This is a genomic window from Streptomyces sp. NPDC005496 (assembly GCF_042872045.1).
Taxonomy (GTDB): Bacteria; Actinomycetota; Actinomycetes; order Streptomycetales; family Streptomycetaceae; genus Streptomyces.
This window is the reverse complement of record NZ_JBIAJQ010000005.1, coordinates 180,689-205,202: the sequence shown is the minus strand read 5'-3', so window position 1 is coordinate 205,202 and position 24,514 is coordinate 180,689. Positions and strand designations below refer to the sequence as shown.

The window sequence follows — 24,514 nt, the reverse complement described above, 5'->3', positions numbered from 1 at the left end:
ACGTGGCCGAACCGGCGTCCGGTCCCGCTCCGGCCCGCCGCTCTGGACCGCGCCCAGGGGGCGCCGACCTGCGGTCCGTTACGTCGGCCCGGTGCGCCTGCCTCCACCCGGTTCCGCCGGTCTCCGTACGCCGGTCCGGCAGCCTTTCCTCGCCCCCTCCGCCCCTACCCGTCCCGCCGCGGGGCTCCGCCCCGGACCCCGCTCCTCAAGCGCCGGAGGGGCTGAAAATCCCCCGTCGCGGAGAGGCCGACACCCTCGGGGCGCCGGCTTTCCGTCCCGACACGGGGCTCCGCCCCGGACCCCGCTCCTCGAACGCCGGAGGGGCTGGATTTTGCCCCGCTCCTCGAACGCCGGAGGGGCTGAAGTGTGCCCCGGGGTGATCTGTCAGTTCGGGAGGGTCAGGCCCCAGGCGGATTCTCGGACCGTCCAGGTTCGGGTGCGGACCGGGCCGGTGATCACCGAGTCCGCCCGGTAGCGGAAGTCCGCGCCCGAGACGGTCACGCGGCGGCCCACCGCCCGCAGGGGGGAGGCCTCCGCGCCCAGGGACAGGCGCCGCACCTCCACCTCGGCGCTGCCGCCCGCGCAGGGCGTCACCGAGACCGCCTCCACGGGCTGGTCGAGGTCGACGAGGGTCACGCCGTCGACCTCGATCCGCAGGCGACTGGGGCCGGGGCCGGTCACGGACGCCGGCCGGGAGGGGCGGGTGGCCAGCGTGCGGACCAGGGACTGGCAGGTCCGCAGCCAGGCATGGGCGGGGGAGTCGTCGGCGGCGGAGCCGACGGTCAGCGGCAGGGAGGGGATCCGCAGCCCGCCGACCACCACACCGTCGCTGTCGTCCACCAGCAGATCGAGGCGCCGCACGGCGCCCTCCAGCACGCAGCGGGCCGCCGCCACCGCGCCCGTCGGCACACCCAGGGCGCGGGCGAGCGAGAGCGCGCCGCCCACGGGCACCAGGGAGAGCGCGCACGCCGTGAGCTCGCGCTGCCGGTGGAGGAGGGAGACGGCACGCAGCAGCGCCCGGTCGTCGCCGATCACCACCGGCCGCCGGGAACCCCTTCGGGCCAGTGCCCGGGCGAATTCCTCGGGCCCGTCAGGGAGGCACACCTTGGTGGCCGCACCCGCGCTGAGCACGTCTTTCGCGATCCGTACCGACTCCCCGTCGCCGCGACGGGCGACCGGGTCGATGACCACCAGGAGCTGGTCGGAAGCCGCCACCTCGGTCATGCCTCGCTTCCTCGGGTAGCATCTTGGTGCAAGAGCCCCTTGCGCTATTGCGCCAGGGGCTTCGTCTATTCCGGGGCATCCGGTCCGACGGTCGCGGCCAAAGGTGGTCGCCGGCGCACGCAGCCGTACAGCAAAGACAGCAGCGTACGTCCCCGACCTTGGACATGCCCCGCCCGGAAGGGGTGTACGCCTGTGCCCGCACTTGTGCTGCTCGGTGCTCAGTGGGGTGACGAAGGCAAGGGAAAGGCCACCGACCTGCTCGGTGGTTCCGTGGACTACGTGGTGCGATACCAGGGCGGCAACAACGCCGGCCATACGGTAGTCGTGGGCGATCAGAAGTACGCCCTCCACCTCCTCCCTTCCGGAATCCTCACGCCTGAGTGCACGCCGGTGATCGGCAACGGAGTCGTCGTCGACCCCTCGGTCCTGTTCTCCGAGCTGAACGGGCTCAACGAGCGCGGCGTCGACACCTCCAAGCTCCTGATCAGCGGCAACGCGCACATCATCACGCCGTACAACGTCACGGTCGACAAGGTCACCGAGCGCTTCCTCGGCAAGCGCAAGATCGGTACCACCGGCCGCGGTATCGGCCCGACGTACGCGGACAAGATCAACCGCGTCGGCATCCGCATCCAGGACCTGTACGACGAGTCGATCCTGACGCAGAAGGTCGAAGCGGCCCTCGAGGTCAAGAACCAGCTGCTCACCAAGCTCTACAACCGGCGTGCCATCGAGGCCGGCCAGGTCGTCGAGGAGCTGCTCGGCTACGCGGACCGGCTCAAGCCGTACGTCGCGGACACCGTCCTGGTCCTGAACCAGGCCCTGGAGCAGGACAAGGTCGTGCTCTTCGAGGGCGGCCAGGGCACGCTCCTGGACATCGACCACGGCACGTACCCCTTCGTGACGTCCAGCAACCCGACCGCCGGTGGTGCCTGCACCGGCGCGGGTGTCGGGCCCACGAAGATCAGCCGGGTCATCGGCATCCTCAAGGCGTACACCACGCGCGTCGGTTCGGGCCCGTTCCCGACCGAGCTGTTCGACGAGGACGGCGAGGCGCTGCGCCGCATCGGCGGCGAGCGCGGTGTCACCACCGGCCGTGACCGGCGCTGCGGCTGGTTCGACGCGGTCATCGCCCGGTACGCGACGCGGGTGAACGGTCTGACGGACTTCTTCCTCACCAAGCTGGACGTGCTGACCGGCTGGGAGGAGATCCCGGTCTGCGTGGCGTACGAGATCGACGGCAAGCGCGTCGAGGAACTCCCGTACTCGCAGACGGACTTCCACCACGCGAAGCCCGTCTACGAGACCCTGCCCGGCTGGTCGGAGGACATCACGAAGGCCAAGTCCTTCGCCGACCTGCCCAAGAACGCCCAGGCGTATGTGAAGGCGCTGGAGGAGATGTCCGGCGCACCGATCTCCGCGATCGGCGTCGGCCCCGGCAGGGACGAGACGATCGAGATCAACTCGTTCATCTAGCCGGTCCCGGGACCACGGAAAGGGCGCCCCGCGGGGCGCCCTTTCTGCTGGGGCGAAGGGGACGAAGCGGGCATACGCTGAAGGTGTAGGAGTGCGTGCGTCCCAGCCAGGAGAAGGTGAGTGCGATGCGCGTCATGCTCAAAGCCACGATGGACACCGACAAGGCCAACGAGGCCCTGACGAGCGGCAAGATGCCGCAGCTCATCAAGGAGACGATGGAGCACCTGAGGCCCGAGGCCGCGTACTTCGGCCCCGAGGGCGGCCGCCGGACGTGCTACCTCGTCTTCGACATGTCGGACAGCTCCGAGCTGCCCCCCGTGGGCGAACCGTTCTTCACCCAGCTCAACGCCAAGGTCGAGGTCTTCCCCATCATGAACGCGGACGACCTCCAGAAGGGCCTCTCCCAGCTCCGCTGACCAGCGCCGGGAGCCCCCTCAGCTGAAGATGATCATCGATCCCTGGGCGAGGCTGCGCGTGGCGGCCGCGTGCAGGCCCAGCCAGACGTGCCGTTCACGGGCGAAGGGGCTCGCGTCGTAGGGGGCGGGCGCGGCCGGTTCCTCCAACTCCGTGGGCGCGTGCGGCGGTTCCGGTGCCACGGGCGGATTGCCCGGGTCGATGCCGATCGACGGTCCGACGAACTCCAGCTCCCGCAGCAGGCCGTGGGCCGAGCCGAGGGGCCCGCCGCCGGCCAGGAGCTCGTCGCTGGAGAGCGGGTACGCGAAGTCGACCGGGACATAGGCGCCCGCGTGGTCGTAGTGCCACACGAGGTGCGACTGCTGGGCGTTGGTCTCGAACATCTCCAGGAGCTGCTCGTAGTCGCCGCCCAGTTCGTCCACCGGGGTCACCGCGAGACCGCACATCTGCAGCAGGTACGCCCGCCGCAGGAAGTGCAGCGCGTCGTAGTCGAAGCCCGCGACCGGGGCGACCTCACCGGTCAGTCCGGGCATGTACGCGTAGACCGGGACCGGTGGGAGTCCGGCTTCGCCCAGCACCTTGTCGTAGAGCGCGAGCTCCTCGGCGAAGGGGTTGTCGGGGGTGTGGCACAACACGTCGACGAGCGGGACCAGCCACAGGTCACAGGCCAACAGACGACTCCTCTGGTTCGTTGCGCGGCAGCGGTACGACGATGGTCAGGGAAGCGTAATGCGCGCGGCGCCCGCCGGTGACTCCCGGTGCGCAACTCCGGCCCATATCCGTCCCCGGGGCGGCACCGAGGGCTGCCCGTCCACGGCCCCGCCCGGGGGCTGTGCCCCCACACCCCCGATCGCCCACCGGACCGGCCCTCAAACCCCGGCGGCCGGACGCCGCTACGACGGGCTGTACCTTCCGGAGCCGTCCAGGTCCCAGACCCAGGCCCCGCCGGTGAACGTGCCCGGGTGCCCGACCAGCTCGTCCACCGCCTGCCGCAGCGCGTCCTGGTGGACCTGCGGGCCGAGCACCAGCACCCCCGCCTTCCAGTACGCGAAGTCGTAACGCGCCTGCGCCCGCCAGTTCTCGCCGATCTCCGGGACGGCGCCCGTGTTGGCGATCTCGCGCAGCAGGTTGGACGTGTAGCGGGGCGCGGCGCCGTAGATGCCGACCCGCTCCTCGCCGAACGGGCCGTTGAAGTAGCCGCCGGGCAGCCGGAAACCGAGGTCCGCGGTCGTCTGCCAGTGCAGCGCGTCCGCGTTGACGGGGTCCGGCAGCGGCACCGGCACCAGGGACTCGCCCTGGCCGACGTACGGCTTCCAGGTCCCGTCCGCGACGAAGGCGGGGACGTCCGCCCGGTCCACGGACTTCAGCGGCGCCGGGACCAGGGGGAGCAGCGCGGCGGCGACGGCCACCATCCCCAGGTACTGGGTGACGAGGGCGCGGGTGCGGACGAGCCTGTCGAAGGCGAGCGCCACCAGCATGCCCAGGGCGGGCGCGCAGACCATCGCCACCCGTCCCTCGATGACCGACTCGAACAGCGGCTTGCCCGCCAGCGCCGCCCAGGGGCCGGGCAGCACCACGTCCGTCAGCGGGATGCGGAACTCGGGGCCGAGGGACAGTGCCGCGGCCGCGAGCACGGTGAACGCGAGCGCCTTGACGAGCGCCCGGTCCCACAGCCGTACGACGATCGCGAAGGCGAGCGCGGCCAGCGGCCAGCCGTAGAAGGCGTTCTGCTCGGTGGGGTTCAGGGACAGCGCGCCCGCGGTCTCCGCGTTCCCCGCCACCAGCGAGCGCTCCGCGAAGGACAGCAGCGCGAGCGGGCTGTTGCCCGCGTTGTCGCCGTGCAGCACGCTCTTGTAGCTCTGCGGTCCGGCGAACTGCCAGTACAGGGGGAAGGCGACCAGCGGCAGGCAGACGGCCGCCGCGATCCCGAGGCCGCGGAGCAGCGGGCGCCAGGACGCCTTGGCGACGTCCCGGCGGACGGCCGCGTAGGCGAGCGCGAACAGGGCCATCCCCATCGAGGCGAGCAGCAGCGGCTCCTCGCCCAGGAAGATCTGGTAGGCCGCCATCAGCCCGAGGACCACGCCGTCGCGGACCACCCGGGTGCCGGCGCACAGCCGGAGGGCGCGGTCGATGATCAGCGGGATCATCAGCAGGATCACGAAGTTCGGGTGCGCGTTGGCGTGGCTCACCATCGGGGGCGCGAAGGCGGCGAGCGCGGCGCCGAGGAAGGCCGCGCCCCGCTGCCGTACGACCCGCTTGACGATCAGCCAGTACCAGGCGGCGGCGGTGGCGGCGAGGCCCAGCGTCATCACCAGGTTGAGGGAGACGGCGGGGCCGAGGAGCAGGGTGACCGGGGTGAAGGGGACCGACAGGCCCAGCATGACCGTGTTGGCCATCAGGTTCACGCCGTCAGGGAAGCCCTGGAGGGTCGTGAACAGGGGGTTGTGCAGATGGCGGACGTTGTCGGCGGTGACCGCGAAGAACCACTCCCACTGGTTCTGGTCCTGGAGCGAGTCGACGAGGTAGCGGTCGTCGGGGTTCGTCCAGCGGCCGGAGTACAGGGCCACCGACATGAGGAGGAAGAGGGCCGCGGCCAGCACGTCCGCCGGGCCGATCAGGCGCAGTTTGAGGAGGGACAGTTCGGCGAGGACCCGGCCGTAGTCCAGGGGCCGTACCTTCGAGCCGGACTGGTGCGCCCAGCGCACCGGGACCTCGGCGACCGCCCAGCCGGAGCGGCGGAAGTGCTGGAGTATCTCGACGTCTATGCCCCAGCCGTTGAGCCGGGAGGCGGCGAACGCCTCGCGGGCGCGGTCGCCGTCGAAGAGCTTGAAGCCGCACTGGGTGTCGCGTATGCCGGGCACCGCGACCCTGCGTATCAGGAAGTTGCCGGCGCGGCCGAGGAACTCGCGCAGCCGGTGCTGGTGCGTCTCTATCGTCGCGCCGGCCGTCGCCCGGGAGCCGATCGCCGCGGCCCGGCCGTCGGCGAGCGCCTTGTCGAGGTGCTCCAGCTCCTCGATCGGGGCCGCCAGGTCGGCGTCGGTGACCAGCACGCGCCGGCCGCGCGAGGCGGCGACACCGAGGCGCAGCGCGTGGCCCTTGCCGCGGTTGCTGGGGCTCGCGACGAACCGGACCCGGGGGTCGCGGGCCGTCACCGCCGCGACGACGTCCGCGGTCGCGTCCGTGGAACCGTCGTCGACGACGATCAGCTCCCAGTCCCCGAACCGGCCGTCGTCCTCGCCGAGGTGGGCGACGATGGCGTCGAGCGTCGGGCCGAGCCGCCGCTCCTCGTTGTAGGCGGGCACGACGACCGTGAGTTCCACGTCCTTGGCCGGCCGGTCCTCGACGACGTCCGTGTACTGCGGCGCGCTCATCCGGCGGCCAGCCGTTCGACGAGGGCGAGGGAGTGCGCGTTGTACGCGGCGACGATCGCGTGCGCCTCCCCGGGCTCGCGCCGCGCCAGCGCGTCCACGAGATCGGTGTGCCCCGACCACAGGTGCCCTTTGAGGTCGGTCAACCGCCGCAGATGCTGCACCGTGCACACCCAGGACTGGACGCGCATGCGGTGCAGGAAGTCGGCGAGGTAGGGGTTGCCGAACAGTCCGCTCAGCTCGCGCCAGAAGCGCAGGTCGTAGCCGATGAGGACGTTCAGGTCGCCGGCGACGGCGGCGCGGGCGGCCTCCTCGCCCCGGCGGCGCACCCCGGCGAGCGCGGCGAGGGCGCGCGGCTTGTCGGCGTCCTTCATGGAGCCGCCGGCCAGGCTGCGGAAGATGCCGTCCGTGATCATGCTCCGGGCCTCGATCATGCCCCGGTAGTCGTCCAGGGAGTACTCGTGGACCCGGAAGCCGCGGTGCTGGACGGAGTCCAGGAGGCCCTGCGCCGACAGGTCGACGAGGGCCTCGCGGACCGGGGTCGCGGAGACGCCGTACTGCTCGGCGATCTCCTTCACCGTGAACTCCTGCCCCGCCTGGAGCCGGCCGGCCAGCACCTCGTCACGGAGGGCGTCCGCGATCTGCTGCCGCAGGGTGCTACGGGTTACGGCGCCGCCGCCGGTGCCGGGCATGGTGTCTGGCTCCCCCATCGCGTACGGGTACGTGGTCGTCGCTCATGTGTGTCTACGAGCACGTCACCTTACGCGGTGGGGTCGCTGAGCCAGGAGAGTCCGTGCGGACGTCCGCGTCCCGGCGTCCGGGGCGGCGTCCGCCGGTCGTCACACGGTGTGTTCGTCTGCCACGGACAGTGCCTCGTCCAGCGCGGCGAGGCCCTCCTTGGCCTCCGCCTCGCTGATGTTGCACGGCGGCACGACGTGCGTGCGGTTCATGTTGACGAAGGGCCACAGGCCGTGGGCCTTGGCCGCCGCCGCGAACGCCGCCATCGGCGCGTTGGCCTCGCCGCTCGCGTTGTAGGGGACCAGCGGCTCCCGGGTCTCCCGGTTCCGCACGAGTTCCAGGGCCCAGAACATGCCGGTGCCGCGCACCTCGCCGATGCTCGGGTGGCGCTCGGCCAGCTCGCGCAGCGCGGGCCCGATGACGCTCTCGCCGGTCCGGGCCGCCTGTCCGACGACGTCCTCCTCCTCCATCACGTTGATGGTGGCGACGGCGGCGGCGCAGGCCAGCGGGTGTCCGGAGTAGGTGAGGCCGCCGGGGTAGGGCCGCCGGGCGAAGGTCTCCGCGATGGCCCCCGAGATGGCGACGCCGCCCAGCGGCACGTATCCGGAGTTCACGCCCTTGGCGAAGGTCAGCAGGTCCGGCGTCACGTCGTAGTGGTCGGCGGCGAACCACCTGCCGGTGCGCCCGAACCCGGCCATGACCTCGTCCAGGACGAAGACGATGCCGTACCGGTCGCAGATCTCGCGGACGCCGGCGAGGTAGCCGGGCGGCGGGGTCATGATGCCCGCGGTGCCCGGGACGGTCTCCAGGACGACGGCCGCGACGGTCGCCGGGCCCTCGAAGGCGATCGTGTCCTCCAGGTGCTGGAGCGCGCGCTCGCACTCCTGCCGCTCGCTGTCGGAGTGGAAGGGGGAGCGGTAGAGGAACGGCGCCCAGAAGTGGACGACGCCCGCGGCGCCGATGTCGTTCGGCCAGCGGCGCGGGTCGCCGGTGAGGTTGATCGCGGTGGAGGTGGCGCCGTGGTACGAGCGGTAGGCCGACAGCACCTTGGGGCGGCCGGTGTGCAGCCGGGCCATGCGCGTGGCGTTCTCGACGGCCTCGGCCCCGCCGTTGGTGAAGAAGATCTTGTCCAGGTCGCCGGGGGTCCGCTCGGCTATGAGCCGCGCCGCCTCCGAGCGGGCCTCGACGGCGAAGGCGGGCGCGAAGGTGGACAGGGTCGCGGCCTGTTCCTGGATCGCGGCGACGACCTTGGGGTGCTGGTAGCCGATGTTGGTGAAGACGAGCCCGCTGGTGAAGTCCAGATACCGCTTGCCGTCGTAGTCCCAGAAGTACGACCCCTCCGCGCCGGCGACGGCGAGCGGGTCGATGAGCTCCTGCGCGGACCAGGAGTGGAAGACGTGCGCACGGTCCGCGGCCTTCACGGCGGCGCCGGCCTGGGGGTTGGGCTGAGGGGTCATGCCGCGAGGGTAGATGTCCCGGACACGGACGCGACATCGGCGTCCTGTCTGCGGACGGGGGCTTTCCGCGACAGGTTGTCGGCCCCCGCCGCGCCCCCTCGCCCGGCGGAGGGGCGCCGCCCGGCCCTGGTCCGCCGCCCTCCGCTGTTACGGAACCGTAGACGCCGCCTCGCCCCTGACCCCGTACCCGCGCATTATCCTCGGGCTGTTGCTCACGTACGGGGGAAGGCGGCGCGGCGATGGAGAAGCTGGGGGCTGGGGAGCCGCAGCGGATCGGGGGCTACCGGCTGCTCGCGCGGCTCGGGGCAGGCGGGATGGGCCAGGTGTATCTCGCCCGGTCGGGCCGGGGCCGCACGGTCGCCGTGAAGCTCGTACGCCAGGAGCTCGCGGAGCAGGAGGAGTTCCGGGCCCGCTTCCGGCAGGAGGTGCAGGCGGCCGGACGCGTCGGCGGGTACTGGACGGCGCCGGTGCTGGACGCGGACACCGAGGCGGCCATCCCGTGGGTGGCCACCGGCTATGTCGCGGGGCCCACGCTGCAGACCGTCGTGGGCCAGGACCACGGCCCGCTCCCCGAGCGGTCCGTGCGCATCCTCGCCGCCGGACTCGCACACGCCCTCCAGGACATCCACGCCGCCGGGCTGATCCACCGGGACCTCAAACCGTCGAACGTGCTGGTCACGATCGACGGGCCGCGGGTCATCGACTTCGGGATCGCCCGGGCCCTGGAGACCGTCACCGACGGCGGCCTCACCAGGACCGGCGCGCTCGTCGGGTCCCCCGGGTTCATGGCGCCGGAGCAGGTCCGCGGCGACCGGATCACCCCGGCGTGCGACGTCTTCTGCCTCGGGTCCGTCCTCGCGTACGCCGCGACGGGAGCCCAGCCCTTCGGCAGCACCGACAGCGGGGTGCACGCGCTGATGTTCCGCATCGCGCAGGAGGAGCCCGACCTCTCCGGTGTGCCGGAGGCCCTGTCGGAGCTCGTACGGGACTGCCTGCGCAAGGACCCCGCGGCCCGGCCGACCCTCGACCGGATCCTGGAGCGGACGGGGGCCGAGGACACCGTCTCCGACGGACGGGCCCGCGACCCGTGGCTGCCGGGTGCGTTGGTGGCCCAACTCGGCCGTCACGCCGTGCAGTTGCTCGACACGGAGAACCCGGACGAGCCCGGCGGCGCGGCGGGTCAGCCCCCGGCCGCCCTGCCCGCCCTGCCCGCGGGCACCGCGGGGGCGCCGGAAGGCTCCGGCGCGCGGGACCCCCGCGCCACCCCGGCCCCCGGCTCCGCCGACCCCGTCCAGCGCCCCGCGCCCGAGGTGCCCCCCGAGCACGCCGCCGTCCCCGAGGCGCCGGGCGGTCCCACCCCGCCCCCGCCGGGCGGTCCGGCCCCGCTGGACCATCTGCCGACGATGGTCTCCGGGCCCGGCATCGCGCCCCCGCCGTCCGCCCCGCCCGGGTACGGCTATCCCCAGCAGCACCCGCAGCCCTCCGCGTACGGGTATCCGCAGAACGGCTGGGGCGCCGGACCGCCCGCCGGGTACGCCCAGGGCTCCACCCCGCCGTACGGTCCGGGCGCGGCCCCCGCGTACGGGCCCGGCGCGACCCCGCCGTACGGTCCCGGAGCCGCGCCGCGGGCGCCGGAGCCCGAGCGCCGCAGCGGGCGTTCCACGGCGGCGCTCGTCGCGGTCGCCCTGGTGGTGGCGCTCGGCGCGGGGGGTTCCGTGTACGCGCTGATGAAGGGCGGCACCGACGACGACGGCAAGGCGCCGACGCCGACGACCGGCGCCCCGACGACTCCCGGCCCGGACCCCACGCGGTCGCCGGACCCCGTGTCGGAGTCGCCGACCACCAAGGCGCCGAAGGACGGCGGGATCCCGGAGAAGTACCTCGGCACCTGGAACGGCAGCATCGACAACGCCACGGGCCACAACACCCGGCGGCTGGTGATCCAGCAGGGCAAGGCGGGCGACACCGTCCTGTCGCTCACCGCGGACGGCCCGGCCGGCAGCGGCACCTACCACTGCGTGTTCCGGGCCGACCTGGCCGAGACCCCGACCGACGGCGGTCCCCTGAAGATCGGCCCGTCCGAGGTCGTCGTCGGCGAACCGGCGTCCTCGTGCTCGCCCGGCGGCAGCTCCGAGGTCACCCTCCTGCCGGACGGGCGGCTGCGCCGGGTGATCACCGACTCGGGCCAGGAACTGACGTACACGAAGGGCGGCTGACCCCGGCCGGCACACCCCTCGGGCGGTCACCTGTCCGGCGGGGCGAACCGGCGGCGAACTTCATCTGCCGTACCCCGGCCGTTCCCCGTCCGGGCCGTACCGTGTCCGCACCGCGCGGCTCGGGGTCCGCGCGGCCCGGGGGAGTGGCCAGGTGGAGTGGCTGAGCGCGGAGAACGTGGTGGCGGTGGCGACCGCCGTGGTGGGCATCGCCGCGTCGGCCGGGATGGTCTGGTACGAGCGCCGGGTGCCGCGGCGCAAACGGATCGGCTACCGCGTCCAGATGGACAACCCGATCGGCGACGACGTGCGTTCGGGGATCGTGAACGTACGGCTCGGGCTGTTCGACGAGACGCCGGGGATGGCCGACGCGACGCTCGTGCTGCTGCGGATCGAGAACGACGGCTCCCGGAGCATCGCCGACGACGACTACACCGGACGTGAAAGGCACGGGCTCACCGCGGTGTTCACCGGCCGCACCATCCGGGGCGTCTCGGTGACCCAGCCGCCGGGCACCGAGCACCTGATGGGCCACTTCAGCCCCGCCGCCGGCCTGAGCTACGAGGACGGCACCCTGCGCATCCCGCGCGTCCCGCTCAACCGGGGCGAGCACTTCAAGCTGCTGGTGCTGCTGTCGGGCGGCGACGTCGGATGCCCGATACGGCTCATCGGCGGCATCCGGGACGGCGTGGTGAGCCCCAACCGCAGTACGACGCCGGACGACAAGCCGCCGCTGTTCAGCCGTCCCGCCCGGCTGATCACCGTCCTGCTCACGGTGTGCGTGGTGACGCTCGCGGCGATCGTCGTCGTCCGGGACGACACCCCGCCCCCGATCGGCTGCGCGCGGGGCACCCTGACGGTGACCGGTTCGACCGCGTTCGCGCCGGTGATGCGTGAGCTGGCCGGCAAGTACGAGAAGGACTGCGCGGGTTCGCAGATCACGGTGGACGCGCACGGCAGCACGGCCGGGGTGCGGGAGCTGGAGGCCGCGGGTGCCGCGTCCGAGGGCGGCTCCCCGGCCGTGGTCGCCCTCTCCGACGGGCGCAAGCCGGGCGGACTTCCCCAACTGCGGGAGAGCCGCGTCGCGGTGTCCGTGTTCACGCTCGTCGTCCACGAGGACATCCCCATCAAGAGCCTGTCCCGCGCCGACGTGCGCCGGGTCTACCGCGGGGACATCAGGAACTGGAAGCAGCTCGGCGGCCCGGACCGGCCGGTCGTCCTGGTCAGCCGCGACGCCAACTCCGGTACCCGGCAGGTGTTCCAGCGGCGGGTGCTGGGGCGCGGCGAGATCGCCAACTCCTCGCTCGACTGCGTCCACAAGGACGACGCCTCGGCCCCGGTGGTGCGCTGCGAACTCGACTCCACCGAGCAGGTGTTGAGCACGGTCGCCCGGCAGCCCGGCGCGATCGGCTACAGCGAGCTGAACCTCGCCACCGGCTTCGACGGACTGCACCGGCTCGCCCTCGACGGCCACGACCCGTCCGTGGAGGAACTGGAGCACGGGATCGGCGACTACCCGTACCGCGAGATCGAGTACGCCTACATCTACGGCCGTCCGCCCGCCGACTCCCTGACCTCCAGTTTCCTGGACTACATCAGCCGCGGCGGCGGCCAGGACGTCATCCGCACGCACGGTCATCTGCCGTGCGGGACGCCGGTGGGGCTGCGGATCTGCGGCCAGGACTGACCCGGCCGGTCCGCGCCCTTGCCCGCCGCTTGTCGCGTACACGACTCTGGCAGGGTCCCGTTCCACTCGCCGCGCGCCAGTACCGGGAGGCACCATGCGGCCCAGCAGGAGATCGGTCCTGACCGCGACGGCGGCCGGCGCGGGGGCGACGGCGCTGGGGGCGCCGGAGACCGCGGCCGGCACCGGGTACGGCGCCCGCCCGCCCGCGACCGCCCAGCCGCCCTCCCGCGAACTGCGCGCGCTGCTGCGGGAGATCGACCGCGACCGCGTCGAGGCGACGGTCCGCACCCTGGTCTCCTTCGGCACCCGGCACACCCTCTCCGTGCAGGACGACCCGGTGCGCGGCATCGGCGCCGCCCGCGACTGGCTGCTGGCCGAACTGCGGTCGTACGCGGCCGTGTCGGGCGGCCGGATGACCGTGGAACTCCAGTCGTACGTCCAGGAGCCGGCGAGCCGCATCCCGACGGCCACCCGCATCACGAACGTGGTGGCGACGCTGCGCGGCTCGGTCACGCCGGAGCGGATCTACGTCGTGTCGGGGCACTACGACTCCCGCGTCACCGACGTCATGGACGCCACCTCGGACGCTCCCGGCGCCGACGACGACGCCTCGGGGGTCGCGGTCGTCCTCGAACTGGCCCGGGTGATGGCACGGCGCCGGCCGGCCGCGACGATCGTCTTCGCGGCGGTCGCCGGGGAGGAGCAGGGCCTGTACGGCGCCACGCACATGGCGGAGCGGTTCAGGTCGGCCGGCGCGGACGTGCAGGGCATGTTCACCGACGACATCGTCGGCAGCTCCACGGCGGACGACGGCACCCGTGACCCGTACACGGTCCGGCTGTTCGCGGAGGGCGTCCCGAGCTCGGAGACCCCGGAACAGGCCGCGGTCCGCCGCTCGGTGGGCGGCGAGAACGACTCACCGGCCCGGCAGCTGGCCCGCTTCGTGCGGGACACGGCCGACAACGACGCGACCGGCATGCACGTCCGCGTCGTCCACCGGCGCGACCGCTACCGCCGGGGCGGCGACCACATCCCCTTCCTGGAGCGCGCGTACCCGGCCGCCCGCTTCACGGAGCCGGCCGAGGACTTCGCCCACCAGCACCAGGACGTGCGCGTCGGCGAGGACGGCACGCGGTACGGGGACCTGCCGGAGTTCTGCGACTTCGGGTTCGTCGCCCGGGTCGCGAAGGTGAACGCGGCGGCGCTGTGGACCCTCGCCCAGGCCCCGGGCACCCCGCGCGGGGGCCGGATCGCGACCGCCGCCCTCACCAACACGACCACGCTGTCCTGGACCCGGGGCACGGAGCCCGACCTCGCGGGCTACGAGATCGTCTGGCGCGAGACCACGGCGCCCGAGTGGACCCACGTGATCGAGGTGGGCGACGTGACCTCGCACGAGGTCGGCCTGTCCAAGGACAACGTCTTCTTCGGCGTCCGCGCGGTGAACCGGGCCGGCCTCAGGAGCCCGGTGGCCTTCCCGGACCCGGCGCCGTAGCCGACGGCAACCGGGCGGGCAGGGCGTCCCCGCGGCTCCGGGCGGCACCGAGCCGGGCGGGCAGGGCGTCACCGCGGCTCCGGCGGGCGCTGGCGGGGCATGTTCGGGCGGGCGCCCGGCGGCAGCGGGAACCGGCTCGGCGGCGTCCCGTCCACCCGGGGCGCCCCCGCCACGGACGTCTGCATCCCCAGCGGCGCCGAACCCGTCCGGAACTCCACCATCCAGTCCGCCGTCTCCGCCCGCACCAGCTCGGTCACGTCCTCGCAGAACCGGCGCAGCACCCCGAGGCACCGGTCGGCGGCGTCCCCGGCCGTCCCCTCGGCCGGGCCCAGCACCTCGCGCACGCTCTCGGACGCCCAGTCGAACTGGAGCACCTGGAGCCTGCGCTGCACGGCCTGCGCGGTGGCCACGTCCCTTATCCACCCCGAGGTCACCCCGAAGAACCGGTCGCCGGCCACGCACGCCACCGCGAGCAGCAGCGCCAGGCACCCCCAGGAGGCGACCCCGGCCACCACCCCGGTGAGGTCGAGCAGCGGCAGCGCCGCACCGGTGACGGCCCCCGCCGCCGCGCCGGACCGCAGCGCCCGCGCCCCGCGCCGCTTCCACACGCGGTCCGCGAGATACCAGGACGCCGTGTCCAGCGCGCCCTGCTCCACCCAGCGGTACAGCTCGTGCAGGCGCTCGGCGGGCTCTCCCCAGTCGCCCAGCGGAAACGGCCGTCCGGTGAAGTCGCCCGGCCGGGGACCCGCGGCGCCCTCGCCACGGTCGTCCCGGGGCGGCCCCTCGGGCTGCATCTCCGGCTGGCTCACCCGGCACTCCCTACTCATGACGTTGCGTGACGGCTGCTCGACGCCTGTGACGGCTGGTGCTGGAGCGCCGCCCCCTTTCCTACCGCCCAATGGGTGGCGATGGCCCGGGTTTCAGCGCTTTTCCGCCCGGAAGTGGGCCTTGATCAGGTATAGGCTTCCGGGTCGCCTCACTCGAAAGAGTGCTTGGGCGGCCGACCCCCCGACCACGTAGGCTCGTGCTGGACGGGAAACCCCCGCCCATACAGCCGTACGAAACCAGGAGCTGATCGTGATTCCCGGTGGTGGCCAGCCCAATATGCAGCAGCTGCTCCAGCAGGCCCAGAAGATGCAGCAGGACCTCGCGACCGCGCAGGAGGAACTGGCGCGCACCGAGGTCGAAGGCCAGGCGGGCGGCGGTCTGGTGAAGGCGACGGTGACGGGCTCCGGCGAGCTCAAGGCCCTGAAGATCGACCCGAAGGCGGTGGACCCCGAGGACACCGACACCCTCGCGGACCTGGTCGTCGCGGCCGTCCAGGCGGCCAACGAGAACGCGCAGACGCTCCAGCAGCAGAAGCTCGGCCCGCTCGCCCAGGGTCTCGGTGGCGGCGGCAGCGGCATCCCCGGTCTGCCCTTCTGACGCGGGGCGGGGCCGGAGCCGCCGGTTCGGGGCCCGGCCCGCCTTTCGGAGACCGGCGGCGGCCAACTACCGTACGTACCAGGACACTGATGCGTACCGACGAAGCACAGGAGAGGCAGTCCGTTGTACGAAGGCGTGGTCCAGGACCTCATCGACGAGCTCGGGCGGCTGCCCGGCGTCGGTCCCAAGAGCGCGCAGCGGATCGCCTTCCACATCCTCCAGGCCGAGCCGACGGACGTCCGCCGGCTCGCGCAGTGCCTCATGGAGGTCAAGGCCAAGGTCCGCTTCTGCGCCACCTGCGGCAACGTCGCGCAGGAGGAGCTGTGCAACATCTGCCGCGACCCGCGCCGCGACCTGACGGTCATCTGCGTGGTCGAGGAGCCGAAGGACGTCGTCGCGATCGAGCGCACGCGTGAGTTCCGGGGCAAGTACCACGTCCTCGGCGGCGCGATCAGCCCGATCGAGGGCGTCGGCCCGGACGACCTGCGGATAAGGGAGCTGCTGGCCAGGCTGGCCGACGGCACGGTCACCGAGCTGATCCTGGCCACGGACCCGAACCTGGAGGGCGAGGCCACGGCCACGTATCTCGCCCGCATGATCAAGCCCATGGGCCTCAAGGTCACCCGCCTGGCCAGCGGCCTCCCGGTGGGTGGCGACCTGGAATACGCGGACGAGGTCACGCTCGGCCGCGCCTTCGAGGGGAGACGACTCCTAGATGTCTGACGCCACGCTGCACGCGACGACACCCGATCCCGGCGACTTCGCGGTCCAGATCGCGGACCAGATCGAGAGCTTCCTCGTCGCCGTGACCGAGGTCGCCAAGGGCGACGAGCCGGACTCGGCCGTGCCCTTCCTGCTGCTCGAGGTCTCCCAGCTGCTGCTGGCCGGCGGCCGCCTCGGCGCCCACGAGGACATCCTCCCCGACGAGCGCTACGAGCCGGACATGGGCCCGGAGCCGGACGTGGACGACCTGCGCCTGCGCCTCGCCGCCATGCTCGACCCGGTCGACGTCTACTCCGAGGTCTTCGACCCGTACGAGCCCCGCAAGGCCCCGGTCCCGGCGCGCATCTCCGACGACCTGGCCGACGTGATGGCCGACCTGCGGCACGGCATGGCCCACTACCGCGCCGGCCGCACCACCGAGGCGCTCTGGTGGTGGCAGTTCTCCTACTTCTCCAACTGGGGCTCCACCGCGTCGGCGACGCTGCGCGCGCTGCAGTCGCTGGTCGCCCACGTGCGGCTGAACCAGCCCCTGCAGGAGCTGGACGGGCTCGACACCGACCAGGACCTCAGCGAGGACGCGCTCGCCGAGGAGGCGGGCCGGGTCATGGCCGAGGAGATCGCGGGACCGCTGGGGCTGCGCGAGGTCAAGTGACGTCCCGGGCCGGGCGCCTACCAGGCGCTCACGGCCCGCACCGGCCGCTCTGTGACACGGCGCACTTTCCGAGTGACCCGCCCGGCTTCGGGCAGGTGCCGTCCTGGAGCGGCCGGGACCCCGGTCCGGTGATCATGTGGTGAGCGGGACATCTCACCATGCGATACCGGGGAGGGGAATTCCGGCCGCTCGATAGACTGAGCCGACCGCAGTTGTGCGGTGCAGAGACGGATTGAGCGAGGAGCGCACGTGGGCCTTGTCGTGCAGAAGTACGGAGGCTCCTCCGTAGCCGATGCCGAGGGCATCAAGCGCGTCGCCAAGCGGATCGTGGAAGCGAAGAAGAACGGCCACCAGGTGGTCGTCGTCGTTTCCGCGATGGGCGACACGACGGACGAGCTGATCGATCTCGCCGAGCAGGTATCTCCGATGCCCAGCGGACGAGAGTTCGACATGCTGCTGACCGCCGGAGAGCGGATCTCCATGGCCCTGCTGGCGATGGCGATCAAAAACCTGGGCCACAGCGCCCAGTCGTTCACGGGCAGCCAGGCGGGTGTCATCACCGACTCGGTCCACAACAAAGCGCGGATCATCGACGTCACGCCGGGCCGCATCAGGACGGCGCTCGACGAGGGCAACATCGCCATCGTCGCCGGCTTCCAGGGCGTCTCGCAGGACAAGAAGGACATCACCACCCTCGGCCGAGGCGGCTCGGACACGACCGCCGTCGCGCTCGCCGCGGCGCTGGACGCCGAGGTCTGCGAGATCTACACCGACGTGGACGGCGTCTTCACCGCCGATCCGCGGGTGGTGAAGAAGGCGAGGAAGATCGACTGGATCTCCTTCGAGGACATGCTGGAGCTCGCCGCCTCCGGCTCCAAGGTGCTGCTCCACCGCTGCGTGGAGTACGCCCGCCGCTACAACATCCCGATCCACGTGCGCTCGTCCTTCTCCGGACTGCAGGGCACCTGGGTCAGCAACGAGCCGAAGCAAGGGGACCAGAAGGTGGAGCAGGCCATCATCTCCGGTGTCGCTCACGACACCTCCGAGGCCAAGGTCACGGTCGTCGGCGTCCCGGACAAGCCCGGCGAGGCCGCCTCGATCTTCCGCGCGATCGCCGACGCCGAGATCAACATCGACATGGTCGTGCAGAACGTGTCCGCCGCCTCCACCGGTCTGACGGACATCTCGTTCACCCTTCCCAAGACCGAGGGCCGCAAGGCCATCGACGCGCTGGAGAAGGCCAAGCAGAAGATCGGCTTCGACTCGCTGCGCTACGACGACCAGATCGGCAAGATCTCGCTGGTCGGCGCCGGTATGAAGACGAACCCGGGCGTCACGGCCGGCTTCTTCGAGGCGCTCAGCGACGCCGGGGTGAACATCGAGCTGATCTCCACCTCCGAGATCCGCATCTCCGTGGTCACCCGCGCCGACGACGTGAACGAGGCCGTGCGCGCCGTGCACACCGCGTTCGGTCTCGACTCCGACAGCGACGAGGCCGTCGTCTACGGAGGCACGGGCCGCTGATGTCCCCGTCAGGGTCGCGGAGCGGGCGGCCGACGCTCGCGGTCGTGGGTGCGACCGGCTCCGTCGGAACCGTCATGCTCCAGATCCTGTCCCAGCACGCGGACATCTGGGGCGAGATCCGCCTGATCGCCTCCCCGCGCTCGGCCGGCCGCAAGCTGGCCGTGCGCGGCGAGGAGGTCGAGGTCGTCGCGCTCACCGAGGACGCCTTCGACGGCGTCGACGTCGCCATGTTCGACGTGCCCGACGAGGTGTCGGCCCGGTGGGCGCCTCTCGCCGCGGCCAAGGGCGTGATCGTGGTCGACAACTCCGGTGCCTTCCGGATGGACCCCGACGTGCCCCTCGTGGTGCCCGAGGTCAATCCGCACACGGTGCGGATGCGGCCCCGCGGGATCATCGCCAGCCCGAACTGCACGACCCTCTCCATGATCGTCGCCCTGGGCGCGCTGCACGCCGAGTTCGGCCTGCGCGAGCTGGTCGTCTCCAGCTACCAGGCGGTGAGCGGCGCCGGGCGGTCCGGGGTGGACACGCTCCGCCAGCAGCTCGCGCTGGTCGCGGGCACGGACCTCGGGACCAAGCCGGGCGACGTGCGGCGGGCCGTCGGGGACAACACCGGGCCGTTCCCCGAGCCGGTGGCCCTGAACGTGGTGCCGTGGGCCGGGACGCTCGCGGACGACGGCTGGTCCTCCGAGGAGATGAAGGTCCGCAACGAGTCCCGCAAGATCCTCGGCCTGCCGGCGCTGAGGGTCGCCGTGACGTGCGTACGCGTCCCCGTCGTGACCACGCACTCGCTGACCGTCCACGCCCGCTTCGAGGGCGAGGTCACCGTCGACAAGGCCCGCGAGATCCTCGCCACCGCCCCCGGGGTCGTCCTCTTCGACAACCCGGCCGCCGGGGAGTTTCCCACCCCCGCCGACGTTGTGGGCACCGACCCGACCTGGGTCGGACGGGTGCGCCGTGCGCTCGACGATCCCACCGCGCTCGAACTGTTCGTCTGCGGCGACAACCTGCGCAAGGGCGCCGCGCTGAACACCGCGCAGATCGCCGAGCTCGTGGCGGCGGAGATCTCCGGCGCGTAGGTTCTGCGCCCCGGAGGGCCCCCGGCCGGAAAACCCGGGGGTCCTCGGCGGATTCGTTTGTAGGATCTCTGGAGGTTGTGCCGGAACTGTGTCCCGGTAAATGGTCCGGACCACTTGAATCGCACGGCCTCGGCGTCCGAAGATTCTTCTCCCCGTCCTCCGCAACCGCGCGGAGGGCGGGGAGCGTCTTTGCGGACGCACTTCGGGGGCGTCCGAACTTCACGGCAAACGGGGCACAAGGGAAGAGCTGGTACGCATGAGGGCATTTGACTCCACGTCAAACGGGGTGCCTGACGCAAATGCGATGCCTGACGCGTACAACCCTGACGGGGGCAGACGTGTCCAACTGGCGTGGCAGAGGTACTCGATTTCACCGCGGTACAGACGAGGGGCACCGCCCTGCGTCCACCCCGCCGACCCCGCAGCCCCGGCGCGCCCGGCGGCATGCCGGTGATCGCCCCCATGCCCGCAGCGCGGCCGGCCCGCATACCGAACCAGCGCGACGGCGCTGAGGACAGCACGGCGGCGGGCACCACCGTCGACCATCTGACCGAGACCTATCGCGCGCACTACCGCTCGCTGCTGGGTCTGGCGGCGCTCCTGCTCGACGACACCGCGTCCTGCGAGGACGTCGTTCAGGAGGCCTTCATCCGGGTGCACTCGGCGCGCAAGCGCGTCCGGGACCCCGAGAAGACGCTCGCCTACCTGCGCCAGACCGTCGTGAACCTCTCGCGGTCCGCGCTGCGCAGGCGCATCCTCGGTCTGAAGCTGCTCTCCAAGCCGATGCCGGACATGGCGAGCGCCGAGGAGGGTGCGTACGACCAGCTGGAGCGGGACGCCCTGATCAAGGCGATGAAGGGCCTCCAGCGGAGGCAGCGCGAGGTGCTGGTGCTGCGCTACTTCGCGGACATGACCGAGGCCCAGGTCGCCGACACGCTGGGGATATCGCTGGGGTCCGTCAAGGCGTACGGCTCCCGCGGCATCGCGGCGCTGCGCGTCGCCATGGAGGCACCGGCATGAGCAGGCACGACGAACGGCGCCCCGAGCACGACCACGACCACTCGCACGCTGGGAACGGAACTGTGAACTACGGCCCCGAAGAACAGGGCCCCGAAGGGCTCGGCTCCGACGAGCTGGCGCTGCGCAGGCTGCTGCACAGCGCCGTGGAGGAGATCGAACCGACCGACGGCACCCTGGACCACCTGCGCCGGGCGGTGCCGGCCCGGCGCGCCCGCAAGCGCCAGGCCGTGGTGGGCATGGCGGCCGCCGCACTCTTCATCGGCACCGCCGTCCCGGCCCTGGTGCACGTCTCGAACTCCAACGGCTCGAACGCCAACCCGTCCGTCGTGGGCAACTCCCAGGAGACGCAGGGGGGCGTCGGCCAGAGCAAGGGACAGGACAGCGGCAGCGGCGGCTCGGGCGGCTCCGCGGGCACCTCCAAGGACAAAAACAAGCAGGGCAAGGGCAAGCAGGACAAGGGCAAGGCGGGCGCGGGTGCCACGAGCGGCGCCGACCCGAGCGCCCCGGTCGTGGGCGACGCGCCCTGCACCGCCGCCCAGCTCGGCGCCAACGGATCGGCGGGCTCCCCGGACTCCACCGGCGTGGTCTACGGCTCGTTCTCCGTCTCCAACGTCTCCGGTGTTCCCTGCACCGTCACCGGGCCCGGCACCGTGGGCGCCTCCGCGCTCGGCGCCGCGGACCCGGGCAAGGTCACGGCGGTGCGGCACGTCGCGGGCGACGCGGCCTCCGGACTGCCCGACCCCTCCCAGGAACAGGCCGCCCTGCTGCTCAAGCCGGGCACCTCGTACGTGGTGAAGTTCGCCTGGGTGCCCTCGCAGACGTGTCCGCCCGCCGGCGGCGGCGACCCCTCGCCGGACCCGACGCCCTCGGGCGGCACGGGCGACAGCGGCGGCGGCACCTCCACCGACTCCGGCGTCTCAACACAGCTGGTCAGGGAGGACACCGTGGACGGCAGCGTCGCGGTCGGGTATACCGCGTCGGGCGGGGCCCCGTCGGCCTCCACCGTGGTGGCCAACGCCTGCTCGGGGACGGTCTACTGGACCGGGCTGCTGGCCGGTTCCTGAGCGCTCCGGGGGGCGGACTCCTCGTCCGGGACCAGGCCCAGCTCCGCGTCCCGGGCGAACTCCGCCTCCCGGCGCAGCAGCCGGAACCACATGAAGACGACGAAGCCGGCGAAGACGAACCACTCACCGGTGTAGCCGAGGTTCTGGAACGCCTTCAGGTCCAGGCCCGTGCCCTGGGGGGCCGTCGCGGGCACCGCCCGCATCCCGCCGTCCGCCCGGTCGAGGGTGATCCACGCGTCGTACACGTCGTACGGCACGAGGTTCACCAGGGACGCGGTGCTGATGGCGCCGGTCTGGCCGGCGGGCAGGCCGCCCGCGGCGCTCACCCCGTTCGACCCGGGGCTCTCGGACGCCTGGAGGGCACCGGTCACGGTGACCTCGCCGGCGGGCGCGGCGGGCGCCTTGGCCGGGTCCGCCTCGCCGGGCAGCCAGCCCCGCACCACGGGCAGCGCCTTGCCGCCGTCGGTCCGCAGCAGCGTCAGCACGTAGTAGCCGCGCCTGCCGTCCAGTTCGCGGCCCGGCACGAGCAGCTGCCTGCCGTAGCGGCCGGTGGCGGTGGCGGTGGCGCCGGAGGTGCTGCGGTCCACGGGCAGCAGCTCGTCCAGCGGGCGTGCGGCCTGCTTCTCGGCGGACGCGGCCTGCTCGGTCGCCGTCCGGTGGTCCTGCACCCGGTCCTCGAACCGGCCCAGCTGCCATGACCCCATGAAGACGCAGAAGGGGATGGCCAACAGCACGAAGACGTTGATCCCCCACCAGCGGGGCGTCAGCAGAAACCGGTACACGCCGTCCACGGTACGGGGCCGCCGGGCGGAGCAGGGCCGCGGGGTCGCTCCGCCGGGCCCTCCCGACCGGGTGCCGTGAGGGGTCGCCGAGGACTCCCGGCGCCCGTCAGGGCCGGACCGGCGCGGAGTTTTCCACAGGCTGAGGACCTCCTCGGCGCGATGTCGGCCGGGCCAGGCACTATGGGGCCATGACTGAGAGCAACGGGACCACGCAGGAGCACGGGAGCGCGCAGACCGGCGCGGCGATGCCCGACTGGGAGAAGCGTTTCCGGGCGCCGCGGGTGTCCCTGCCGGACTGGGCGGAGGACGCCCCGCACCGCGCGCTGTTCGTCTCGAACGCGACGGGGACGTACGAGCTGTACGCGTGGGACCGCGGCACGGGTGAGCAGCGCCAGGTCACCGACCGGCCGAACGGCACGACGGACGGCGTGCTCTCCCCGGACGGCGAGTGGATCTGGTGGTTCGACGACAAGGACGGCGACGAGTTCGGCGTCTGGCGGCGCCAGCCCTTCGGCGGCGGCCCCGACGAGCCCGCGGTGCCGGGACTGGAGCCGTCCTACCCCTCGGGTCTGGCGATCGGCAGGGACGGGCGTACGGCGGTCGTGGGCCGCTCCACGGACGAGGACGGCTCGACGATCCACCTCGCCAGGACCGGCGAGGACCCCGTCGAGATCTACCGGCACCGCGAGTCCGCCGGCGTCGGCGACCTCTCGCACGACGGCTCCCTGATCGCCGTCGAGCACACCGAGCACGGTGACGCGATGCACTCGGCGCTGCGGGTGCTGCGTCCCGACGGCTCGCAGGTCGCCGAGCTCGACGACACCGAGGGCGGCACGGTCGAGCTGGGTCTGGAGGTGCTCGGCTTCGCCCCGGTGGACGGGGACACGCGGCTGCTCATCGGGCACCAGCGGCGCGGACGCTGGGAGCCCCTGGTGTGGGACGTGTCGACCGGCGAGCAGACGGACCTGGCGCTGGACCTGCCCGGTGACGTGGGCGCCGAGTGGTACCCGGACGGCTCCGCGCTCCTCGTCTCGCACAGCTTCGAGGCCCGCAGCGAGCTGTGGAGGTACGAGACGGCGACCGGCGAGCTGACCCGGGTGCCCACGCCTCCCGGCACGGTGTCCGGCGCGACCGCCCGTCCCGACGGCACCGTGGAGTACCTGTGGTCGTCCGCGGCCGAGCCCTCGGCGGTGCGCTCGACCACGGGGGACGTCGTCCTGGACCCGCCCGGCATGAGGTCCCCGGGCTCCGTGCCGGTGGAGGACGTCTGGGTGGACGGCCCCGGCGGCCGCATCCACGCCCTGGTCCAGAAGCCGGCCGGGGTGAGCGGCCCGCTGCCCACGGTCTTCGACATCCACGGTGGCCCGACCTGGCACGACAGCGACTCCTTCGCGGCGGGCCCGGCGGCCTGGGTGGACCACGGGTACGCGGTGGTGCGCGTCAACTACCGCGGTTCCACGGGTTACGGGCGCGAGTGGACGGACGCCCTCAAGCACCGCGTCGGCCTGATCGAGCTGGAGGACATCGCCGCCGTCCGCGAATGGGCGGTCACCTCCGGCCTCGCGGACCCCTCCCGGCTCGTGCTCACGGGCGGTTCCTGGGGCGGCTACCTGACCCTGCTCGGCCTGGGTACGCAGCCGGACGCCTGGGCCCTCGGCATCGCCGCCGTCCCGGTCGCCGACTACGTGACGGCGTACCACGACGAGATGGAGGCGCTGAAGGCCATGGACCGCACGCTGCTCGGCGGCACCCCCGAGGAGGTCCCGGAGCGCTTCGAGGCGTCGTCCCCGCTGACCTACGTCGACGCGGTCAAGGTCCCCGTCTACATCTCCGCCGGGGTCAACGACCCGCGCTGCCCCATCCGCCAGGTCGACAACTACGTCGCCCGGCTCGCCGCCCGCGACGCCGTCCACGAGGTCTACCGCTACGACGCGGGCCACGGGTCACTGGTCGTGGACGAGCGCATCAAGCAGGTACGCCTGGAACTGGACTTCGCGGCACGGCATCTGGGGGGTTAGGGGGCCGGTGGGGCGGACCCCGACGGGACGTACGTTCCCCGGGGCGGACCCCGACGGGACGTACGTTCCCCGGGGCGGACCTCCACGGGGACATACGTTCCCCGGGGGCGGCGGGGGTTTCGGTCCCCGGGGGCCGGGCCGGTTCCGGGCATGGCTCC

20 protein-coding genes are annotated in these 24,514 nt (G+C 72.7%); 13 read left to right on the top strand and 7 right to left on the bottom strand.

Annotated features, from left to right (window positions below; genetic code table 11):
• Window positions 1-384 precede the first annotated feature (384 nt).
• Window positions 385-1,224 carry a diacylglycerol kinase family protein gene (locus ACFYQQ_RS16940; RefSeq protein ID WP_355788009.1) on the bottom strand — a complete coding sequence of 280 codons (840 nt, stop codon included), beginning with the start codon at window positions 1,222-1,224 and terminating at the stop codon, window positions 385-387.
• Window positions 1,225-1,416: 192 nt separating this feature from the next.
• Here ACFYQQ_RS16940 and ACFYQQ_RS16935 point away from each other — a divergent pair, with 192 nt between their 5' ends.
• Complete coding sequence (locus ACFYQQ_RS16935; protein ID WP_355793428.1) at window positions 1,417-2,700, top strand: adenylosuccinate synthase; 1,284 nt, start codon at window positions 1,417-1,419, stop codon at window positions 2,698-2,700.
• Between the two features lie 125 nt (window positions 2,701-2,825).
• Window positions 2,826-3,116 (top strand): hypothetical protein, encoded by a 291-nt coding sequence (locus ACFYQQ_RS16930; protein ID WP_355793432.1) that lies wholly within the window; start codon window positions 2,826-2,828, stop codon window positions 3,114-3,116.
• Between the two features lie 18 nt (window positions 3,117-3,134).
• Here the strand turns inward: ACFYQQ_RS16930 and ACFYQQ_RS16925 are convergent, their stop codons facing one another.
• The 4 genes from ACFYQQ_RS16925 to ACFYQQ_RS16910 form a co-directional block, all read right to left on the bottom strand.
• Window positions 3,135-3,785, bottom strand: coding sequence for a hypothetical protein (locus ACFYQQ_RS16925; protein WP_355793430.1), 651 nt, complete (start codon window positions 3,783-3,785; stop codon window positions 3,135-3,137).
• Window positions 3,786-4,007: 222 nt separating this feature from the next.
• On the bottom strand, window positions 4,008-6,485 hold the full coding sequence (locus ACFYQQ_RS16920) for a glycosyltransferase (RefSeq protein WP_388904810.1): 2,478 nt from the start codon (window positions 6,483-6,485) through the stop codon (window positions 4,008-4,010).
• Window positions 6,482-7,174, bottom strand: a complete 693-nt coding sequence (locus ACFYQQ_RS16915) for a GntR family transcriptional regulator (protein WP_355788578.1) — start codon at window positions 7,172-7,174, stop codon at window positions 6,482-6,484. Before ACFYQQ_RS16915 ends, ACFYQQ_RS16920 begins: the two co-directional genes overlap by 4 nt.
• A 147-nt stretch (window positions 7,175-7,321) precedes the next feature.
• Window positions 7,322-8,677, bottom strand: coding sequence for an aspartate aminotransferase family protein (locus ACFYQQ_RS16910; protein ID WP_355788574.1), 1,356 nt, complete (start codon window positions 8,675-8,677; stop codon window positions 7,322-7,324).
• Window positions 8,678-8,916: 239 nt separating this feature from the next.
• On the opposite strand from ACFYQQ_RS16910, the gene ACFYQQ_RS16905 reads away from it, so the two are divergent.
• From ACFYQQ_RS16905 to ACFYQQ_RS16895, 3 genes are all read left to right on the top strand, one after another.
• The gene (locus ACFYQQ_RS16905) at window positions 8,917-10,893 is read left to right on the top strand and encodes a protein kinase (protein WP_388904809.1); all 1,977 of its coding nucleotides are present in this window, start codon (window positions 8,917-8,919) and stop codon (window positions 10,891-10,893) included.
• 151 nt (window positions 10,894-11,044) lie between these two features.
• Window positions 11,045-12,577 carry a substrate-binding domain-containing protein gene (locus ACFYQQ_RS16900; RefSeq protein ID WP_388904808.1) on the top strand — a complete coding sequence of 511 codons (1,533 nt, stop codon included), beginning with the start codon at window positions 11,045-11,047 and terminating at the stop codon, window positions 12,575-12,577.
• Window positions 12,578-12,671: 94 nt separating this feature from the next.
• Window positions 12,672-14,072 (top strand): M20/M25/M40 family metallo-hydrolase, encoded by a 1,401-nt coding sequence (locus ACFYQQ_RS16895; protein ID WP_356238028.1) that lies wholly within the window; start codon window positions 12,672-12,674, stop codon window positions 14,070-14,072.
• Between the two features lie 68 nt (window positions 14,073-14,140).
• Here ACFYQQ_RS16895 and ACFYQQ_RS16890 read toward each other — a convergent pair whose 3' ends face one another.
• Window positions 14,141-14,881, bottom strand: coding sequence for an SLATT domain-containing protein (locus ACFYQQ_RS16890; RefSeq protein ID WP_355784010.1), 741 nt, complete (start codon window positions 14,879-14,881; stop codon window positions 14,141-14,143).
• A 268-nt stretch (window positions 14,882-15,149) separates the two neighbouring features.
• Between ACFYQQ_RS16890 and ACFYQQ_RS16885 the strand changes: the two genes are divergently transcribed.
• The 7 genes from ACFYQQ_RS16885 to ACFYQQ_RS16855 all read left to right on the top strand — a co-directional run bounded on the left by ACFYQQ_RS16885 (window position 15,150) and on the right by ACFYQQ_RS16855 (window position 21,556).
• Entirely contained in the window at window positions 15,150-15,497 is a 348-nt protein-coding gene (locus ACFYQQ_RS16885) for a YbaB/EbfC family nucleoid-associated protein (protein WP_355784007.1), read from the top strand.
• 123 nt (window positions 15,498-15,620) lie between these two features.
• Window positions 15,621-16,220: a recombination mediator RecR gene (recR, locus tag ACFYQQ_RS16880; protein WP_351419838.1), complete on the top strand. Its 600-nt coding sequence runs from the start codon at window positions 15,621-15,623 to the stop codon at window positions 16,218-16,220.
• Window positions 16,213-16,872 carry a DUF5063 domain-containing protein gene (locus ACFYQQ_RS16875; protein ID WP_355784003.1) on the top strand — a complete coding sequence of 220 codons (660 nt, stop codon included), beginning with the start codon at window positions 16,213-16,215 and terminating at the stop codon, window positions 16,870-16,872. The genes recR and ACFYQQ_RS16875 overlap by 8 nt, the downstream gene beginning before the upstream one ends.
• 249 nt (window positions 16,873-17,121) lie before the next feature.
• The gene (locus ACFYQQ_RS16870) at window positions 17,122-18,396 is read left to right on the top strand and encodes an aspartate kinase (protein WP_355784000.1); all 1,275 of its coding nucleotides are present in this window, start codon (window positions 17,122-17,124) and stop codon (window positions 18,394-18,396) included.
• On the top strand, window positions 18,396-19,472 hold the full coding sequence (locus ACFYQQ_RS16865) for an aspartate-semialdehyde dehydrogenase (protein ID WP_355783997.1): 1,077 nt from the start codon (window positions 18,396-18,398) through the stop codon (window positions 19,470-19,472). Before ACFYQQ_RS16870 ends, ACFYQQ_RS16865 begins: the two co-directional genes overlap by 1 nt.
• A gap of 444 nt (window positions 19,473-19,916) precedes the next feature.
• Window positions 19,917-20,492 (top strand): SigE family RNA polymerase sigma factor, encoded by a 576-nt coding sequence (locus ACFYQQ_RS16860; protein ID WP_355784016.1) that lies wholly within the window; start codon window positions 19,917-19,919, stop codon window positions 20,490-20,492.
• Window positions 20,489-21,556: a hypothetical protein gene (locus ACFYQQ_RS16855; RefSeq protein WP_355783994.1), complete on the top strand. Its 1,068-nt coding sequence runs from the start codon at window positions 20,489-20,491 to the stop codon at window positions 21,554-21,556. The genes ACFYQQ_RS16860 and ACFYQQ_RS16855 overlap by 4 nt, the downstream gene beginning before the upstream one ends.
• Here ACFYQQ_RS16855 and ACFYQQ_RS16850 read toward each other — a convergent pair.
• Window positions 21,526-22,338 carry an SURF1 family protein gene (locus ACFYQQ_RS16850; protein WP_356163796.1) on the bottom strand — a complete coding sequence of 271 codons (813 nt, stop codon included), beginning with the start codon at window positions 22,336-22,338 and terminating at the stop codon, window positions 21,526-21,528. The genes ACFYQQ_RS16855 and ACFYQQ_RS16850 overlap by 31 nt on opposite strands.
• 188 nt (window positions 22,339-22,526) lie before the next feature.
• Between ACFYQQ_RS16850 and ACFYQQ_RS16845 the strand changes: the two genes are divergently transcribed.
• Entirely contained in the window at window positions 22,527-24,356 is a 1,830-nt protein-coding gene (locus tag ACFYQQ_RS16845) for a prolyl oligopeptidase family serine peptidase (protein WP_355781801.1), read from the top strand.
• Window positions 24,357-24,514: the final 158 nt, after the last annotated feature.